The organism is Streptomyces sp. NPDC001700, from assembly GCF_053596435.1.
The window spans coordinates 422,928-438,494 of the sequence record NZ_JBSFGE010000004.1; the positions used below are offsets into that span (position 1 = coordinate 422,928).

Genomic DNA, 15,567 nt, shown 5'->3' on the forward strand with positions numbered 1-15,567 from the left:
GGGGTCACCCCAGGGCGGCGGTGGCGGTGCGGTGGCGCACCGCCGAGCCCTCGCGCCCCTTCACCACCTCCAGCCGCGCCGGGATCCGCTGGCGCAGATCCGCGACGTGGCTGACGATGCCGACCGTACGGTCCCGTTCGCGCAGCGAGTCCAGGACGTCCAGGACCTCGTCCAGGGTCTGTTCGTCCAGGCTGCCGAAGCCCTCGTCGATGAAGAGCGTGTCGAGCCGGACGCCGCCCGCCTCGTCGGTGACGACGTCGGCGAGGCCGAGCGCGAGGGCGAGGGAGGCGAAGAACGTCTCGCCGCCGGAGAGGGTGGCGGTGTCGCGCTCGCGGCCGGTCCAGGCGTCGATGACGTGCAGCCCGAGCCCGGAGCGGCCGCGGCCGCCCGCCCGGGCGTCGGAGTGCACCAGGGTGTAGCGCCCGGAGGACATGTGCCGCAGCCGCGCGCTGGCCGCGGCCGCGACCTGTTCCAGCCGCGCGGCCAGTACGTACGCCTCCAGCCGCATCCGCCGCTCGTTGTCGGCCGAGGTACCGGCGGCGAGGGTGGCGAGGCGGGCGACGCGGTCGTACTCCTCGCGCAGCGGGGCGAGCGTGCGCGCGTCCGCGACGGCCCGCGCGGAGAGTCCGTCCAGGTCCTGGCAGCGGGTACGGGCCGCCGCGTCGGCCGCCGAGGCGTCGCGCAGGGCGCGGGTGGCCGCGTCGGCGGCGGCCCGGGCCGCAGCGAGGTCGGCGGGCGGCGCCTGCGCGGCGGCGGTGAGCCGCGGGTCGGCCAGCTCGGCGTCGACGGCCGCCGCCTCGGTCTGCCACGCGTCCAGGCGGCGCTGCGCCTCGCGCCGCCGGTCGGCGGGGAGGACTGCGGCGGCCGCCGCCTCGGGCGTGTCGAAGCCCGCGCGGTACGCGGCGTCGGCGAGGTGCGCGTCGGCCTCCTTGAGCCGCCGCGCGGCGGCCTCGGCGTCGCGTACCGCCTCGGCCGTCCGCGCCAGCAGCGCGGCCTGCCGCTCCAGCCGCGCCGCGCGCTCTGCCACCGTGGCGTCCCCGCCGCGGGCCTCCTCCAGCTCGGCCAGCAGCGCGGCCCGCTCCCGGGCCAGCGCCTCGCGGTGCGACGTACGGGCCGCCGAGCGCCGCTCGGCCTCCTGCCGCTGGGCCAGCCGCCGGGCGTGCTCGCCCTCGGCCCGGTCGAGGGCCGCACGGGCGTCGCGCCCGTCGGCGGCCGCGGTGCGGGCCCCGGCGTACGCGGTGCGCAACTCGGCCAGGGCGCGGTCCAGTTCGTGCACCGCGCCGCCGTCCGCCCCGGCCTCGGCGCCCGCCATAGCCTTTTCGAGCCGCTGCGACCGGCCTTCGGCCTCCTCGCGGCCCGCCTCGGCCCGCTGGTACGCCTCCAGCGCGGCCTCCTCCGCCGTACGGTCCACATGCCCGGCCCCGGGGCGCGCCGGGCTCGGGTGCTCACAGCCCCCGCACACCGCGCACGGCTCGCCGGGGCGCAGCCCGGCCGCCAGCTCGGCGGCGATCCCGCGCAGCCGCCGGTCCTTGAGGTCCAGCCAGCCCTCCCGGGCGGCGCCCGACCGCTCCCGGCACCGCAACGCCTCCTCCCGGGCCCGCTCCGCCTGGTCGGCGAGCCGGTCGCGCTCGCGGGCGGCGTCGAGCCGCCGCTCGGCGGGCTCGATGCGCGCGCCGAGCTGTTCGGCCCGGGTGGCGGCCTCGTGCGCGGCCTCGATACGCGCCTGATGCGCGAGCCGCGCGGGCTCCCACCCGGCGAGCCATTCGGCGGCCTCCTCGACGGCCTCGTCATCGGCCCGCGCCTCCCGGTCCAGCTCGGCGATCTCGGCGACCACGGCGCGGACTCGCGCCTCCCCCCGCCGAGCCGCCGCCAACGCCCCCAACTCCCCCCGCACCCACTGCTCCACCCGAGCCAGCCACTCAACCCCGGCCCCGGCGAGCGACTGGCCGTGGCCGCCTCCGGCGTGCGGCACCCCGCAGCCCGCCTCGACAGCCTCCGGTCCCGCCTGCCCAACGGGCCGGGCTGACGCCCCATCGCCGGAAGCCTGCGGCGGCAGCTCCGCCGCGACGGCCCCTGCCGTACCTTCCCCGCCGGGCGCCCGGCCCTCTCCCCCGTGGGCACGCGGCTCGCCGGACGCACGCCCGTGCGGCACCGCATCGCCTGCCTCGGCGGCTTGCGGCACCGCCTGCCCGGCGGCCGGGCCGTTGCCAGAGGCCTGCGGCGACGTGGCACCTCGCCCGCCCCACGCGGCGTTGCCGGACCCCGCGATGCCACGCGCGTGCGGCACCGCGCCGCCCGGCTCGGCAGGCGGCGCGTCATCCGCGCTGGGCTGCGGCCTCGCCTGAGCCGTGGCGTGCTCGGGCGGCGACTGTCCGGCGGCCTCGCCGTCCCGGCCGGGGGCCTCGTGGCCAGTCACCGTACGGCCGTCCGGGGCGGGGCGCTGGGGTGGGATGTGGGTCGGGAGGGTGGGGTCGGTGGACAGGTGGGTGCGGGCCTGGCGTTCGGCGGCGGTCGCGCGGTGGTGGGCTTCGGCGGCGGTGGTGCGCAGGTCCAGGGCCGGGGTCACGGCGTCGGCGGCGCGGGCGCGGTCCAAGAGGGCGTGGAGGCGGTCGCGTTCGGCGCGGCGCTGCTCCAGGTCGTCCGCGCGGCGGCGCGCCTCGGCGTGGCGATGCTGCAGTTCGGCGCGTGCGCTCTCCGCGTCGGCCGCCCGCCGGGCGGCCTCGTGCACGGCTTCGGCGCCGCGCAGCGCGGACGCCGTGATGTCGCGCCGTTCGCGCGCGCCCGCGCGGGCGAGGGCGGCCCACTCCAGGACGGCTCCGGCCAGGCCCGGTTCCCCGGCGGTGGCGTCCGGGAGCGGGTGGGCGTCCAGTTCGGCGGAGCGGCCCGCGGCCTGGGCCATGCGGTGGGCGAGGGCGAGGAGCCGTTCGTCGCCGCCGAGAACGCGCTTCTCGGCGGCGCGCCGCAGCTCGGCGAGGCGTTCCTCGACGGCGGCGAAGCGGCTGGTGTCGAAGAGTCGGCCCAGCAGCTTGGCCCGGGCGGGTTCGTCCGCGCGGAGGAAGCGGGCGAAGTCGCCCTGCGGCAACAGCACCACCTGGCAGAACTGATCCCGGCTCATGCCCAGCAGCTGTTCGATCTCCGCGCCGATCTCCTGGTGCGAGCGGCTGAGCGCCTTCCAGGTGCGGGATTCGGGGTCGTAGGCGCGCAGCAGGCTCTGCGCCTTCTCGCGGGTCACACCGGTGCCCCGCTTCTTGGGCCGGGGCTGCTCGGGCCGCCGGGTGATCTCCAGGCGCCGTCCGCCGACGGTGAGTTCGAGGACGACCTCGGTCGGGGTCAGCGGGTCGGCGTGGTCGCTGCGCAGGGAGAGGCCGGTGCCCTGCCGGGCGCCGGGCACCTGCCCGTAGAGGCCGTAGCAGACGGCGTCGAGGACGGACGTCTTGCCCGCGCCGGTGGGCCCGTGCAGCAGGAAGAGCCCGGCGGCGGACAGGTCGTCGAAGTCGACCCGCTGCGTGGCGCCGAAGGGGCCGAAGGCGGTGACGGTCAGCTGGTGGAGCCTCATCGCGGGTCGTCCTCCCCCTCCACGCGGACGGTTTCGAGGGCGTCGCCGAGCAGCACGGACTCCCCCGCGTCGGGTCCCCGCCCGCCCCGTACGTGGGCCACGAAGTCCTCGGCGATCTCCCGGTCCGTACGGCCGCGCAGCCGCTGCGCGTAGGAGGCGAGCGGGTCCTCGGGGGGCCGCTCCGGGTCGAAGACCAGGGTGAGGACGTGCGGGAAGCGCTCCGCGAGCCGGGCCATCGGCTCGTACGGCCGCGCCGGATCGGTCAGCGTCGCCTCGACCCACGCCGACTCGTGCCGGGCGAGGTCCGGGTCGGCGAGCAGGTCGTCCAGCCGCCCCCGGAGGCGGGCCAGCGGGCGCGGTACGGGGCAGTCGACGCGCTCAGTGGCGCCGAGCGCACCATCAGCGTTCAGCTCCACCAGCCACATCGACTTGCGGTGCGTGGCCTCGGAGAAGGAGTACGCGAGCGGCGAGCCCGAGTAGCGGACGCGCTCGGTGAGGGTCTGACAGCCGTGCAGATGACCGAGCGCCACATAGTCGACGCCGTCGAAGACCTCGGCGGGGACGCAGGCGACGCCGCCGACCGTGATGTCCCGTTCGCTGTCGCTGACCGCGCCGCCGGTGACGAAGGCGTGCGCGAGGACGACGGACCGGGTGCCGGGCGGCCGGGCGGCGAGGTCGGCGCGCACCCGGTCCATGGCGGCGCCGAGGACGGCCGGGTGCCCGGCGTCGGGGGCGTCCAACTCCTCGCGTACGAGGCGGGGTTCCAGGTACGGCAGACCGTAGAACGCCACGTCGCCGTGGCGGTCGGCGAGGACGACGGGGGTGCCGCATCCGGCGGGGTCGGTGCGCAGATGGATCCCGGCCCGCTCGATGAGCCCGGCGCCGACGCCCAGCCGGCGCGGGGAGTCATGGTTGCCGGAGATCATGACGGTCGGCACGCCGAGGTCGGCGAGCCGGTGCAGCGCGTCGTCGAAGAGTTCGACGGCGGCCAGCGGCGGTACGGCCCGGTCGTAGACGTCGCCCGCGACGAGGACGGCGTCCACCTCCCGCTCCCGCACGGTCGCCACGAGGTGGTCGAGGAACTCCCGCTGCGCCGCGAGCAGGCTGACGCGGTGGAAGGACCGCCCGAGGTGCCAGTCGGAGGTGTGCAGAATTCTCAACGATCGACTCCGACCCGCACGCTTGTCCTTCCTCCACCCCGGTGATCAGCAACGCGCCCGTACCGGATCAGCGCTACGGGCACCGACCACGTTAACCGCGATCGGTGCCCGGGTCCGCACGGACCTCGCTTTTGTACCCGTGTGTCCGTGTGTTACCTGCGTGTCTCGCCCCACCGGTGGTCGTCGAAGAGGTCGACGCCCTCGGGGTAGGCGGTGCCATGGGTGGCGCCATAGCCCGTGCCGACGCTGGTGCCGTAGCCCGTGCTGTAGGCCGAGTCGTAGCCCGTGCTGTAGGCCGTGTCGTAGCCGTCGTGGTGGCCGTCCACCGGGCGCGGGTCGAGGTAGTACCACTCGGCGGTGGGGCCGGGACCGGCGGCCGCGTCGGCCATCGACCCGGCCGTCGACTCGGCCATCGGGCCGGGCGCGGGATCCGGCTCCTTGGCCGCCTTCAGCTCGTTCGGCATCAGCAGTTCCACCCGCACACCGGGGGTGGCCCGCTTCTGCGCGACGAACTCCTCGACCTGGTTGCGGCAGGCGTGGTCGAGATGGGTGACGCCCATCAGGTCGAGCCGGATCCGCTCCGTCTCGGCGGCGCCGACGGCTTCGAGCGCGTCGATGAGCTTCGGCAGCCGCAGGAAGGTGGCGTTCCCCTTCATGACGACCTTGGCGGTGTCGCCCTCGACGGAGTGCTCGACGGAGGTCTGCGACATCCGCAGCGCGGCCAGCACGATCCCGGCCGCGAGCCCGATCAGCACCCCTTCGAGCAGTGCGGTGGCGACGATGGCGAGCGTGGTGGCGGACATCACGAAGAACTCGCCGCGGTCCTGGTGCCACATCTTCGGGAACTGCTCGGGGGCGAGCAGCTTCCAGCCGCTGTGCACGAGGACACCGGCCAGCACCGAGATCGGGATCAGGGCGAGGACGCTGGGCAGCAGCAGCGCGAAGGCCAGCAGCCACAGGCCGTGCAGCGTACGGGAGAGCCGGGTCTTGGCGCCGGACTGGACGTTGGCCGAGCTGCGGGCGACGACGGCGGTCATGGGGAGCGAGCCGAGGAAGCCGCAGAGAGTGTTGCCCGCGCCCTGGGCGATCAGTTCCTTGTTGTACTGGGTGCGCTTGCCGTCGTGCATCCGGTCGACGGCGGCGGCCGTGAACAGGCTCTCCGCCGAGGCGATGACGGTGAAGGTGACGATGGCGGTGAGGATCGCGGGATCGGCGAGCCCGGCGAACTGTTCGGCGCCCGGGACCTGGATCGCGGCCAGCAGATTGCCGACCTGGAGGGTCTTCACCTCGACGCCGGGCAGCGCGGCGATACCGATGCCGATGGCGACGGCGACCAGCGCGGCGGGGAGCTTGCTGAGCGGCCCCGGCACCTTCTTCCAGACGAAGCTGAGGACGACCGTGGCGATGCCGAGCCCGGCCGCGATGGCCGCCTGCGGGTTCGCCAGGGTGTCGGCGATGAGGCCGGGGACGCCAAGCATGTTCTCGATGGCCGTGCCGGGGGCCGCGTTGTCGGCCAGCGGATACGCCTGGCTGAACATCAGCGGCAGGCCGATCCCGGCGAGCATGCCCTGTACGACGGCGACGGAGGTGGCCTGGAACATCCGGCCGAGGCGGACCAGCCCCAGCACGATCTGCAGGATTCCGGAGCCCAGCACGATCACGCCGAGCATGGAGATGCCCTGTGCCTCCACCGTCTCGGCGACGAGCGCGGCGAGCCCGGCGGCGGGCCCGCTCACCTGGAGGGTGGAGCCCGGGGTCATGCCGACGACGAGGCCGCCGATCACACCGGTGATGATGCCGAGTTCGGCGGGGGCGCCCGAGGCGACGGCGACGCCGATGCACAGGGGCAGGGCCACCAGGAAGACGACGAGCGAGGCGCTGATCTCGGTGCCGAGGTTGGCCCCGGCGAAGGGGCCGCCCTTGGGGCCGCGCCCCGGGGAGTCACGCCCCTTGGGGCCGTGCCCCTGGGAGTCGCGCCCCTTGGGATCGCGCCCGGCGCCGTCTTCCCTACCGGCGCCGGTACGGCCACTGGGTTCGGCCCCGGTGGCGGGGCCAGCACCGGCCCCGCCACCGGGAGTCTTAACCATCCCTTTTAACGGCTCGAAGGTTTGCGTTGCCGGACCGTTTCCGTCATCCGGGGCATATGCGGGGGTATGGGCGGGGGCATGGGCGGGCCAGTCGTCGACGTATAGCGGCGGCCCGGTCGCTTCCGTGGACGCCCGGCCCCGGGCATGGCGTCCGGTCGTCATGAGTGCACCCGGAAATCGCCGTCCGCTTCGAGTTCCCACAACTCGGCACTGTCGACCTGGTAGAACCAGCCGTGCAGCCGCAGTTGGCCATTCTCCAGGCGTCGCCGGGCGGCCGGGTATTCCTTGAGTGTGTCGAGCTGATTACGGACATTCAGCTGGGCCAATTCCGTTACGCACGGAGCCCCTTCGGTGGAACCGAGCTTCGGGGTCAGCCCCGGCCGGGCGACGTCGAGCCAGGCGCCCACGCCGGGCATCAGGGACAGATCGGCCCCGGAGGCCAGCGCCCCCATCGCGCCGCAGTGCGAATGGCCGCAGACGATCACGTCCCGGACGCCCAGCACCTCCAGCGCGTATTCGATGGTGGCCACCTCGCCGGACACCACCTGCTTGCCGTGCGGGGGAACGATGTTCCCCGCGTTGCGCAGCTCGAATATCTCCCCGGGCCGGGCCCCCGTAATGAGCGCCGGAATGACCCGGGAATCCGCGCAGGTGATGAAAAGGGCTTGCGGAGATTGCCCGTCGGCCAGTTTCCGGTATGCGCCGCTGTCGAAATCTTCCCGGTGCCGGAACGAGCGGGCGTGTTCGAGCAGAGTCTGCATCGTGCCTCCCTGACGGGTGATTGTCACCAGATGCCATTCACCGTAGGGAGGCGTGTGTCAGACGAGGGCTAAACGGACACTAGAGCATTGCAAGTTCTTCCCCAATATTCGGGTCCGCACTCGCAACATTACAAAAACCGGGACGCGCATCCGGCGCTGCGGTAGACAGGACCCATGACCGTACGAGCACTGCTGATCGAGGACGACGAGACGATCGCCGAGCCCCTCGTCGAGGGGTTACGGCGATACGGGCTCACCGCCAGTCATGTCGGTACGGGTGCCGCCGGGCTGGAAGGGCCGTACGGGGACATCGTTCTGCTCGACCTGGGACTGCCGGACATGGACGGCATCGACGTCTGCCGCGGCATCCGCCAGGTCTCCGACGTACCCATCATCATGCTCACCGCGCGCGGCGAGGAGGCCGACCGGGTACTCGGGCTGGAACTGGGAGCGGACGACTACTTGGCGAAACCATTCAGCATGCGGGAGCTGATCGCCCGCATCCGCGCCGTGACCCGCCGCACCCAGCGCGCCGAGACCGCGCCCTCGGCGGTGCATACTGTCGCGCCTCCCCCGCCGGTCTTCGAACCGGAACCGGCCCCCGCCCGGCCCCCGGCCCCGGCCTCGGCCACCCACCAGACCCTGGAGGGCCAGGAGCCGCTGATCGTGGACCGCAGGACCCGGCAGGTGTGGGTGGGCGGCACCCCGGTGGCCCTCACGCCGAAGGAGTTCGAGCTGCTGGCCCTGCTCACCGAGGACCCCGGCGCCGTGTACTCGCGTCAGCAGATCCTCGACCGGGTGTGGGACCCGCATTTCCACGGGCCGACCAAGACCCTGGACGTGCACGTCGCCACCCTGCGCCGCAAGCTCGGCGATCCGGCGTGGATCCAGACCCTGCGCGGTGTCGGCTTCCGGCTCGCCGTGCACACCGGAGTTCCGGAGGCCGCCCGGCCGTGACCCGTCGTCTGCTGCTCGGCTATCTGAGCCTCGCCGTCCTGGTACTGCTGTGTTTCGAGATCCCGCTCGGCTACATCTACAGCCGGTCCGAGAAGGAGCGGGTGATCTCCGCGGCCGAGGACGAGGCCGAGTCGGTGTCCGCGTACGCGTCCCTGTCCATCATGGCGGGCCGGGAGGAGCGGGAACTGCCGACGCGGGTCATCCACTGCGCCGAGCGCATCGGCGGTGAGGTGCTCATCGTGGCCGCCGACGGCAGAGTGCTCGCCGCCTCCCATCCGCTCCCCGCCGACCAGGCGCGGGACGTGACGTCCCGGCCCGAGATCGCGGCGGCGCTGGGCGGCCGTGACGCGGTCGACGTACGGACCTCCACCATCGGCGGCGTCAGCTATCTCTCCGTCGCCCTTCCCGTGGTCCACGGGAACCAGCTCCAGGGCGCGGTCCGGCTCACCGTTCCCACCGACGCGGTGCACTCCAAGGTGCACCGCGCGTGGCTGCTGCTGGCCCTGGCCGGGCTCGCGATCCTGACCGGGGCCGCCGTGGTGGCGCTGGTCTTCGCCCGCTGGACCAGCCGTCCCATCGTGGAGCTGGAGCGCTTCGCGCACCGGCTGGCCGACGGCAAGGCCCCCACGCCCGCCCCGGTGACCTCGGGACCGCCGGAGGTACGCAGCCTGGCGGCCACCTTCAACCAGACCGCCGCCCGGCTGGCCCATCTGCTGGAGGCCCAGCGCGCGTTCGCGGCCGAGGCGTCCCACCAGCTCAAGACGCCGCTCGCGGCGCTGCGGCTGCGCCTGGACAACATGGAACCCGATCTCGCCGAGCACGCCCGCCCCCAGCTCACCGCCGCGACGACCGAGACGGACCGGCTGGCCCGGATGGTCGGGGGGCTGCTGGCGATGGCCCGGATGGAAGAGGGCGCCGTGACCCCTGAGCTGGTCGACCTGGACGAGCTGTGCGCGGAGCGGCTGCGCACCTGGACCCCGATGTTCCAGAAGCACCACGCCCATCTCGTCCTGCGCGGCACCCGGGTCGGGCACGCCCTCGCGGTGCCCGGGGCCGTCGAACAGATCCTGGACAACCTGATCTCCAACGCGCTGCGTTCGTCGCCACTGGGCAGCACCGTCACCCTCGACCTGCGCATCCCCGCGCCGGACCGCCGCCATCTGCACCGGGACGGCCGCCCCACCTGGGTCGAGGTGCACGTCATCGACCAGGGCCCGGGCATGACCGCCGAACAGCGCCGCCGGGCCTTCGACCGCTTCTGGCGGGCGCCCGACTCCCCCAAGGGCGGCACCGGCCTCGGTCTCTCGCTGGTCCAGCGGCTGGCCCACGCCAGCGGCGGCGAGGCCACGCTGAACGCGGCCCCCGGTGGCGGGCTGGACGCCGCGGTGCGGCTGCGGTCCCCGGTCAAGTCCGGTGGCCCGGGACGCCCGGCCAGAATGCATCTGCGCCGTAAATCCGTCCCGGAGCCCACCGCCGCCGCGCAGGCCCCGGTCTAGCCCCGGATCAGCCTCCGCCGGGGGGGTCTTCGTATGCCTGGAGGCCTGCCCGCAGGCCTCAGGGGGCCTCTTCGTAGGCCTCGCCGCCCAGTTCCAGACCGGCCGCCCCCGCCGTGGCGTCCGCCAGCCAGCCGCGGAAGGCCGCCACGTCCGCCTCGGGCAGCCCCACCTCGATGGTCACCGCCTCCGCGTACCGGACGTCCCGTACCACCCGGCCCGTCGTGCGCAGATCGTTCTCCAGCTTCCCGGCACGCTGGTGGTCGACGGTGACCGTGGCCAGCCGGAACCGCCGCCGGGTGACGGTGCCCAGCGCGTCCAGCGCCTCGCCGACCGCGCCGCCGTACGCGCGGATCAGCCCGCCCGCGCCGAGCTTCACCCCGCCGAAGTAGCGGGTGACCACGGCCACCACGTACCGCGTCTCCCGGCGCAGCAGCATCTGCAGCATCGGTACGCCCGCGGTGCCGCCCGGCTCCCCGTCGTCGCCCGCCTTCTGTACGTCGCCGTCGGCGCCGATGACGTAGGCGAAGCAGTTGTGGTTGGCGGTGGGGTGTTCCTTGCGGATCCGCTGGATGACCTCCTGGGCCTCCTGCTCGGTCGCGGCGGGCGCGAGCGTGCAGAGGAAGCGGGACTTGTTGATCTCGACCTCGTGCACGCCCTCGCGCGCGACCGTCCGGTACTGCTCCTGCATCCGGCCACCCTACGCCGCGGCTCCTTCGCGGGAGGTGGCCAGGAGGGCGGCGTGGGCCGCCGCGGTGAGCACCACCGCGGCGAGTGTCCAGGAGATCCAGTCGCCCGGGTTGGGCAGCCACTGCCTGCCCAGGGCGATCGGGTAGATGAGCGCCGCGTAGACGGCCGGGACGGTGTGCCGCACGATCCCCTTCCGGGCGGCGCCGAGGAACAGCGGCGGCGCCAGCAGCCCGGCGGAGAACACCACGGCCACGACCCAGAGCGCGCGGTGCCGCCCGCTGGTGTACATGGGGGTGCTGGAGGACGCGGCGGCGGAAATCGGGTTCACGTTCACCTCTCGACAGTCGGTGTACGGGTCATGGGTGTACGGGTCATGGACAGGGGCACGGATCGATCATTTGGCCGATTTCTCACTCCCCGAACTCCAGTTCCGATGAAATGTTCGAGGGCGTCGCTAACCGCCCGGTTCGGCGCGGAGACAGCTGAGTGCGCGCCGCGCGCTCGCGGCTCCGATTCCGTCCAGATCGCGCAACTGCCGGGCGGAGAGACTGGACAACCGTTCGATACTGTCGACACCGGCCCGCAGCAAGGTGTTGGCCAGCCGATGCCCGAATCTGTCGTGTCCCAGAACGTCGAAGAGTTCGCCGCCCTCGCATGAGCAACCGGCCTCCCGGTCCAGCGTTTCCGGCACCTTTTCCCGTACGCGACACGCGGAGCACACATCGATCACCTGGCCATCCCGGAGCGTCCTGGCCCAGCTCAGCGGGACCATGGCGGCTCGTGCCGCGCTCACGCTGTCGGCCGCGTCGGATGTACAAGTGGCGCCACAAATGTCACAGCGAATGGTGATCAAATGGCTCATGTGAGCATGATGGCAGACCCTCCGCCAACCGGCTTTGCTCCCGGACACTTTGCGGCCGCCGGGCCTCCCCCAGCATTCCCCGGATGTCACGCGTCCCACCCCTGAAACCGTGGTACTCGGCGAAAAGCTGCCCACCGGCACATGCGTTTCTCACGGTGCCTTCATTACAAATGCGACTGTTACCGCGCCCGGAGGGGTGAAAACGTGAGCCGACAGTGGACAGCGCAGAGTCCGGGGGGATGCGCGCGCTGGGCGTAGAAGCGTGAAGAAGCGTCTCGATTCATGCGGATGAGCCGCATGAGACGGCTGAGACGGCGAACGCGCGCCCCAGCGGTCACACCCCTTGATGCCTGCCGGTGCTGTCACTGAGCCCTGCCCGGGGCTCACTTGACCGACAACGGGAACGGCTGGGTGATGACGATCAACGCCACTGGGGACGGTTCGGCCGACGAGAGCGGCCACCGGAAACGGGGATGGCGCATATCCGCGGCCGTGGGCCTGGCCGCGGTGCTGACCGGCGGAGGGCTGGTGGCGCTGAAGGCCACCGGAACACCCGCTCCCGGCCAGTCGGAACCGGCCGCCAACGTCGCCTCGCACACCGGGCCGCTGACGTCGGACGAGACCCGGGAGGCGTCCCGGATCGCCGTCGCGGCCGCCACCGAGCGGCAACCCACACCCCAGGGCGGGAAGAAGACCGACAAGGCCACCCAGGACGGCGAGAAGAACGCCGCGGGCGGTTCCGGCGCCGAGGTGCTGGACACCCGCCGTCCGCCGCGCGCCAAGACGGCCGCCTCCGGCCCGGACAGCGAGGCCGAGGTCCAGCTCTACGACTACGCCTCCGACAGCCTGATCACCCGGGTCGTCGACCTGCGCTCCGGCAAGGTCCTCCGCTCGGACCGGCAGCAGAAGGTCCAGCCCGCGCCCACCCTGGCCGAGGTCCGGCAGGCAGTGAAGATCATCCTCGCCGACCGCCGTCTCGGTGACGGGATGCGCGCCGCCTTCACGGCGGAGACGAAGAAGCGGCTGACCTCGCCCTCGCAGCTGAAGATCCAGGGCATGGCGTTCCTCGGGTCCCGCGCCGAGGGCGTCAAGGGCGCCGAGCAGGTGTCGCGGTGCGGCGCCCACCGGTGCGTACAGCTCTTCGTGCGCGTACCGGGCGGCAAGTGGATCGACACCAGCAGGATCGTCATCGATCTCTCGGCCGGGCGCACCGCCGTCATCGGCCTGTGAGGGGAGCTTCGTTCGTGTTCAGTTCGTTTCGGCGTGCCCGTGTGCTCATGGCCGTGGTGGGTCTGCTGACGCTGTGGGTGCCGGGCCCGGCGTCCGCCGCTCCCCGGAAGGCCTCGGCGGAGCCCTCCTGCCCCAAGGCCGACCGCATCGACCAGACGCTCAAGAACGGCGCCCGCTGGCAGATGTGCTGGAACATCGACCGCAGCACCGGTGTGGAGCTGAGCGATGTGACGTACACGCCCAACCGGGGTACCCCGACCCGCGTGCTCAAGAAGGCATCACTCGCCGAGGTGCACGTGCCCTACGACAGCGGTCAGCCGCGCTTCTACGACGTCTCGTCCATCGGCTTCGGCGACCTCGAACAGGGCACGCTCACCAAGCTGTCGAAGGACGACTGCCCCACCGGCAAGCTCGGGACCTACCAGGACACCCCCGTGATGTGCAGCCAGGAGCAGCCTCGGCCGTTCGCGTACAAGAGCTCGGTGGAGAAGGCCGTGCGGCACGGGACCGATCTGACCGTGTTCTCGGTGTCCGAGATCGGCTGGTACGACTACATCATGGAGTGGCACTTCTCCGACGACGGTGCCATCACCCCGCGCGCGGGCGCCACCGGCTCCCTCTCGCCGTTCGCGTTCTCCGACGCCACCAGCGGCTGGCCGACCGGCGTGGGCTCCACCCGGTTCAGCGAGAACCACTCGCACAACATCTTCTGGCGGCTGGACTTCGATGTGAACGGCCAGTCGCGGAACGTCGTCGAGCAGTACGACTTCGAGGGCAGCGGCACGCCCCAGCGCACCACCAAGCGCACCGTGCTGTCCAAGGAGACGGGCGCGGATCTGGCGCCCGCCCGCTTCTGGCGGGTGATGAACCCGAAGGCCGAGAACGACGACGGCCACCCCATGTCCTGGGAGATCGACAACGGCGACAGCGACCAGTACCGGGGCCCGGCCGACACCGAGAAGTTCACGCACCACGACGTGTACTTCTCGCAGTACCGGGAGTGCGAGCGGCTGGCCTACGGCAACACCGCGAAGGGCTGCGCCGCCTCGGTGGACAAGTACACCAACGGCGAGAAGATCACCGACCCGGTCGCCTGGGTCAGCGTCGACTACCACCACGTGCCCCGGGACGAGGACGAGGACCCGATGCCCACGCACTGGCAGAGCTTCCGGATCGTCCCCCGGGACGTCACGTCCATGAGCAGGCTGCCGTGACCGGCCGGGCCTGTCTTTGTCCTTCTCTTTCCCTCCCGTCTCTTCCATCCTCGGCAAGGAGTGCACCGTGTTACACCGGCCCATGAGGACGTCCGGAGACGAACGGCGGACCACCACGGCCCGCCACCGCCTCGAGGACCGTCTCCACGCCCTGGCGCGTGCCCATCAGGTGCCCGGAGCCCAACTCGCCGTCCACAGCGGCGGATCCACCCGCGCCCTGCACACCGGGGTGCTGGACTCGATAACCGGGGAGCCGTTCACCGCCGACGCCGCGGTGCCCATCGGCTCCCTCACCAAGTGCTACACCGCCACCGTCGTCATGCTCCTGGTCGCCGATGGCGATGTGGAGCTGGACGACCAGCTCGGCGACCATGTGCCGGAGCTGCGGCGGGCCGGGCCGCCGTGCACCGTACGGCAGGTGCTCAGCCACACCGCCGGGCTCGCGTCCGGGCCCGACTCCGACCATGTCGCGGCGCTCACCACGGCGCGCTATCTGCAGGCCCACTGCAACGACCGCCAGCTGGTGATGGAGCCGGGGACCGACTTCTCCTACTCCAACGCGGGCTATGTCGCGGCCGGTCGGTTGATCGAGACGGTCACCGGGATGAGCTGGCAGGAGGCCGTACGGTCCATCCTGCTGGAGCCGCTGGGTACCGTGCCGTCCTTCATCGGCGCGACCGGTGCGCCGCGGCGGCAGGCCGCCCGGGGCCACTCGGCCAACAAGGCGTCGGGCCGGACCCGGCCGGTGCGGCAGAACCTCGCCCCGGCGGAGGCCGCGGCCGGGGCGCTGATGACCAGCGCCCTGGACCTGGTGGCGCTGGCCCTGGCCCATGTCCCCGGCGGCGCGGCCGAGTTACTGCCGCCGGAGCTGGCCGAGGAGATGCGGCGGCCGGTGCCCGGCGCCGACCCCGGGGTCCTCGCCGACGGCTGGGGGCTGGGGTTCGCGCTCTTCGGGCGGGACGGGGACACCTGGTTCGGACACGACGGAAACGCCCAGGGCACCTCCTGCTATCTGCGGGCCGATCCGCGCACCGGCACCGTGGTCGCCTTCACCAGCAACTCCAACAGCGGCGCCGACATGTGGCATGAACTCTCCGCCGAACTGGAGGAGTTGACCGAGATCCGGGTCCCCGGGGCCCCCGCCCGGCCACGTCCCGCCACCCCGCCTCCGGCGTCCCCCATGGCCGCGACGGCGCAGTGCGCCGGGACCTACCTCAACGGCGATGTCGAGTACCAGGTGACGATGAGCGACAGCGGCGCCCTCGCCCTGTCCGTGGACGGTGACGTCCCCGCGCCACTGGTCTGCCACGAGGACCTGACCTGCGACCTGGTGGACCCGTCCTCCGGGCGCCGGATTCCCGGTGGCCGGTTCGTCCGCGATCCGCACACCGGCGCGGTCGACCGCATTCAGCTCTCGGGCCGGATGGCCCGCAAGAGCGCGCTCGTCTGAGATTCCCCACCGAGGGTCCCCACCGCGCTCCCCACCACGGCCGTCTCCCCCATGCCACGGCCGTGCGCGGCACCTCATCACCCGTGTTCCACCTTTCAACCGCTCTG

12 protein-coding genes are annotated in these 15,567 nt (G+C 72.9%); 5 read left to right on the forward strand and 7 right to left on the reverse strand.

The annotated features are described in order from the left end of the window. Positions 1-4 precede the first annotated feature (4 nt). The 4 genes from ACWC5C_RS10440 to ACWC5C_RS10455 all read right to left on the reverse strand — a co-directional run bounded on the left by ACWC5C_RS10440 (position 5) and on the right by ACWC5C_RS10455 (position 7,564). Entirely contained in the window at positions 5-3,556 is a 3,552-nt protein-coding gene (locus ACWC5C_RS10440) for an AAA family ATPase (protein WP_450875028.1), read from the reverse strand. Further along, positions 3,553-4,716: an exonuclease SbcCD subunit D gene (locus ACWC5C_RS10445; protein WP_450875029.1), complete on the reverse strand. Its 1,164-nt coding sequence runs from the start codon at positions 4,714-4,716 to the stop codon at positions 3,553-3,555. Before ACWC5C_RS10445 ends, ACWC5C_RS10440 begins: the two co-directional genes overlap by 4 nt. A 152-nt stretch (positions 4,717-4,868) precedes the next feature. Further along, positions 4,869-6,803, reverse strand: coding sequence for a SulP family inorganic anion transporter (locus tag ACWC5C_RS10450; RefSeq protein WP_450875030.1), 1,935 nt, complete (start codon positions 6,801-6,803; stop codon positions 4,869-4,871). Positions 6,804-6,961: 158 nt separating this feature from the next. Next, positions 6,962-7,564, reverse strand: a complete 603-nt coding sequence (locus ACWC5C_RS10455; protein ID WP_385437431.1) for a carbonic anhydrase — start codon at positions 7,562-7,564, stop codon at positions 6,962-6,964. Positions 7,565-7,738: 174 nt separating this feature from the next. On the opposite strand from ACWC5C_RS10455, the gene ACWC5C_RS10460 reads away from it, so the two are divergent. Both ACWC5C_RS10460 and ACWC5C_RS10465 read left to right on the forward strand, forming a co-directional pair. After that, a complete protein-coding gene (locus ACWC5C_RS10460; protein WP_450875031.1) occupies positions 7,739-8,521 on the forward strand; it encodes a response regulator transcription factor in 783 nt (260 codons plus the stop codon). Next, entirely contained in the window at positions 8,518-10,017 is a 1,500-nt protein-coding gene (locus ACWC5C_RS10465; protein WP_450875032.1) for an ATP-binding protein, read from the forward strand. Before ACWC5C_RS10460 ends, ACWC5C_RS10465 begins: the two co-directional genes overlap by 4 nt. Before the next feature lie 58 nt (positions 10,018-10,075). Here the strand turns inward: ACWC5C_RS10465 and ACWC5C_RS10470 are convergent, their stop codons facing one another. From ACWC5C_RS10470 to ACWC5C_RS10480, 3 genes are all read right to left on the reverse strand, one after another. Next, a complete protein-coding gene (locus ACWC5C_RS10470; RefSeq protein WP_385437435.1) occupies positions 10,076-10,705 on the reverse strand; it encodes a YigZ family protein in 630 nt (209 codons plus the stop codon). Between the two features lie 9 nt (positions 10,706-10,714). Then, positions 10,715-11,032: a hypothetical protein gene (locus tag ACWC5C_RS10475; protein WP_450875033.1), complete on the reverse strand. Its 318-nt coding sequence runs from the start codon at positions 11,030-11,032 to the stop codon at positions 10,715-10,717. Positions 11,033-11,158: 126 nt separating this feature from the next. Continuing rightward, a complete protein-coding gene (locus ACWC5C_RS10480; RefSeq protein WP_450875034.1) occupies positions 11,159-11,566 on the reverse strand; it encodes a helix-hairpin-helix domain-containing protein in 408 nt (135 codons plus the stop codon). Positions 11,567-11,953: 387 nt separating this feature from the next. Here ACWC5C_RS10480 and ACWC5C_RS10485 point away from each other — a divergent pair, with 387 nt between their 5' ends. The 3 genes from ACWC5C_RS10485 to ACWC5C_RS10495 all read left to right on the forward strand — a co-directional run bounded on the left by ACWC5C_RS10485 (position 11,954) and on the right by ACWC5C_RS10495 (position 15,460). Continuing rightward, positions 11,954-12,796, forward strand: a complete 843-nt coding sequence (locus ACWC5C_RS10485) for a hypothetical protein (protein ID WP_450875035.1) — start codon at positions 11,954-11,956, stop codon at positions 12,794-12,796. 14 nt (positions 12,797-12,810) lie between these two features. Then, positions 12,811-14,010: a copper amine oxidase gene (locus ACWC5C_RS10490; protein WP_450875036.1), complete on the forward strand. Its 1,200-nt coding sequence runs from the start codon at positions 12,811-12,813 to the stop codon at positions 14,008-14,010. An 82-nt stretch (positions 14,011-14,092) separates the two neighbouring features. Then, positions 14,093-15,460, forward strand: a complete 1,368-nt coding sequence (locus tag ACWC5C_RS10495; RefSeq protein ID WP_450875037.1) for a serine hydrolase domain-containing protein — start codon at positions 14,093-14,095, stop codon at positions 15,458-15,460. The last annotated feature ends 107 nt before the right edge of the window (positions 15,461-15,567 follow it).

Coding starts and splice junctions, on each gene's coding strand:
- ACWC5C_RS10440 (WP_450875028.1), bottom strand. CDS start 3,556: ATGAGGCTCCACCAGCTGACCGTCACCGCCTTCGGCCCCTTCGGCGCC.
- ACWC5C_RS10450 (WP_450875030.1), bottom strand. CDS start 6,803: ATGGTTAAGACTCCCGGTGGCGGGGCCGGTGCTGGCCCCGCCACCGGG.
- ACWC5C_RS10455 (WP_385437431.1), bottom strand. CDS start 7,564: ATGCAGACTCTGCTCGAACACGCCCGCTCGTTCCGGCACCGGGAAGAT.
- ACWC5C_RS10460 (WP_450875031.1), top strand. CDS start 7,739: ATGACCGTACGAGCACTGCTGATCGAGGACGACGAGACGATCGCCGAG.
- ACWC5C_RS10470 (WP_385437435.1), bottom strand. CDS start 10,705: ATGCAGGAGCAGTACCGGACGGTCGCGCGCGAGGGCGTGCACGAGGTC.
- ACWC5C_RS10480 (WP_450875034.1), bottom strand. CDS start 11,566: ATGAGCCATTTGATCACCATTCGCTGTGACATTTGTGGCGCCACTTGT.
- ACWC5C_RS10495 (WP_450875037.1), top strand. CDS start 14,093: ATGAGGACGTCCGGAGACGAACGGCGGACCACCACGGCCCGCCACCGC.